Source organism: Homoserinimonas sp. (assembly GCF_056262345.1).
On record NZ_JBACFR010000150.1, the window covers coordinates 1 to 1,939 of the forward strand.

Genomic DNA, 1,939 nt, shown 5'->3' on the forward strand with positions numbered 1-1,939 from the left:
CACCCTGGATGAGGTACTGCGTGAGCTCGTTCTGGCCGACCTTGATCTCCTCGGCCTCGACGACTGCATCAAGAAGAATCTGGGTGCGGAACGTCTTCTCGCTCGACTCGGTGACCTCGGCGCGGTGCTCGTCGTCTTCGACGCGGTTCTCGTTCTCAAGGTGACGGTTCACCTCGTCCTCGACGAGCTTGGCGGGGACGGGGATCTCGACAGATTCGAGGAGCTTCTCCACGATCTGGTCGCGAGCCTGCGTGCCCTGGCCGAAGACCTTGGACTTGCCCAGCTGCTCACGCAGGTCGGCCTTGAGCTCGTCAATCGTGTCGAACTGGCTGGCGATCTGAGCGAAGTCGTCGTCTGCGGTGGGGAGCTCGCGCTCCTTGACCGCGTTGACGGTGACCGAAATCTGGGCGTTCTCGCCGGCATTGTCGCCGCCGAGAAGGGGAGCCTCGAACGTGGTGCTCTCGCCGGCGGTGAGCGAATCAAGCGCCTCGTCGATGCCGTCAATGAGCTCGCCGGAGCCGATCTCGTAGGAGATGCCCTTGGCCGTGTCGACCTCGTTGCCGCCGATGGTGGCGACCAGGTCGATCTGGGCGAAGTCGCCCGTCTTGGCCGGGCGGTCAACGGTTACGAGGGTGCCGAAGCGTGCGAGCAGGTTGTTCAGCTCGGTCTCGACCTCCTCGTCGGTGACCTCAACGGCGTCAACCGTGAGCTCGAGACCGTCGAGCTTGGGCAGTTCGAACTCGGGGCGCACGTCGACCTCAACCGTGATCTCCAGGTCGCCGGAGAAGTCCTTGAGCTCAGGAAGACCAGTGACGTCTGCCTCGGGGCGACCAAGCGGACGGATGCCCTCGGCGTCTGCAGCCTGACGGTAGAAGCTGTCAATTGCTTCACCAACGGCGTGGTTGAGCACCTCGGCACGGCCGACACGCTGGTCGATGATCGCCGGCGGAACCTTGCCCTTGCGGAAGCCAGGAATGTTGACCTGCTCCGCAATGTGCTTGTAGGCGTGGTCAATGCTGGGCTTGAGGTCTTCGGGGCTGATCGAGATGACGAGCTTGACGCGCGTCGGGTTCAGCTTCTCCACCGTGGTCTTCACGTTGCTGCTTTCTCCTGAGTTTTCATATTTCGACGTCTGTACTGCTGCTGTGTCGGGGCGACAGGATTCGAACCTGCGGCCTCTCGGTCCCAAACCGAGCGCTCTACCAAGCTGAGCTACGCCCCGATTGCCTACAACCCTCCACCACAAATCCATGGAATGAGGGGGTTAGGCCACCTCTGACGAGGGCGCAAACGCCACCGCATAAAAAAGGCCTCGGCAAGTCTAGCTGAGTTGCCCCGAAACCTCGCACCGCATCGGCGCCATTCGCGCAACACCTGCCGGATGCGTTAAAACCATGCTCCGCGATGTAATAGGATTGCTGAGCACTCACGGCCTCCGGGTCGCGAATTGCGGGGATGTAGCTTAATGGTAAAGCCTCAGTCTTCCAAACTGATTACGCGGGTTCGATTCCCGTCATCCCCTCCACATGTGGGATCTGACTCCCTAAATTCCTTCTGATGCTTCTGCGTGTCATTGATGGCACGCTGATTCGACCGCCAATGCGCGAATCAGTTGCCCCCCGTCTGTGGGCCAAACCGTACCCCGTGGGCCATTGCCATGTCCCCCATAGAGGGGGCTAACATCAAGCAACCCCGCCCGTGTATGCCCGAGCCCCCTCGGACAGCCTGCCCAACAGGAGTCACCCGATGTCTTCTACAGCAACTGTTACCAGCCCCGCTACGACCGGTGCCCCCGCTGGGTGGTATCACGACCCACTGGGCCTCCCCCAGGTGCGGTGGTGGAACGGCATGATGTGGACAAACGAGGTGCAGCCCCCTCGTCCCGAGATTCAGGTCTCGGCGGCCTACCGGACGCCGCTTGCCGGCCGCCCGTAGGGTT

At 61.9% G+C, this 1,939-nt stretch carries 2 protein-coding genes and 2 tRNA genes; 2 read left to right on the top strand and 2 right to left on the bottom strand.

Features of this window, described 5'->3' with window-relative positions; translation table 11 throughout:
• The coding region (gene tig / locus AC062T_RS07515) for a trigger factor (protein ID WP_476028774.1) at nucleotides 1-1,096 on the bottom strand (1,096 nt) is incomplete at its 3' end.
• Nucleotides 1,097-1,148: 52 nt separating this feature from the next.
• A tRNA-Pro gene (locus tag AC062T_RS07520) sits at nucleotides 1,149-1,222 on the bottom strand.
• A 229-nt stretch (nucleotides 1,223-1,451) separates the two neighbouring features.
• Here AC062T_RS07520 and AC062T_RS07525 point away from each other — a divergent pair.
• Both AC062T_RS07525 and AC062T_RS07530 read left to right on the top strand, forming a co-directional pair.
• A tRNA-Gly gene (locus AC062T_RS07525) sits at nucleotides 1,452-1,525 on the top strand.
• 221 nt (nucleotides 1,526-1,746) lie between these two features.
• The gene (locus AC062T_RS07530) at nucleotides 1,747-1,935 is read left to right on the top strand and encodes a DUF2510 domain-containing protein (protein ID WP_108516907.1); all 189 of its coding nucleotides are present in this window, start codon (nucleotides 1,747-1,749) and stop codon (nucleotides 1,933-1,935) included.
• Nucleotides 1,936-1,939 lie beyond the last annotated feature (4 nt).

Bases quoted from the DNA above. Each gene is read 5' to 3' on its own strand.
- AC062T_RS07530 (WP_108516907.1), top strand. From the start codon at position 1,747: ATGTCTTCTACAGCAACTGTTACCAGCCCCGCTACGACCGGTGCCCCC.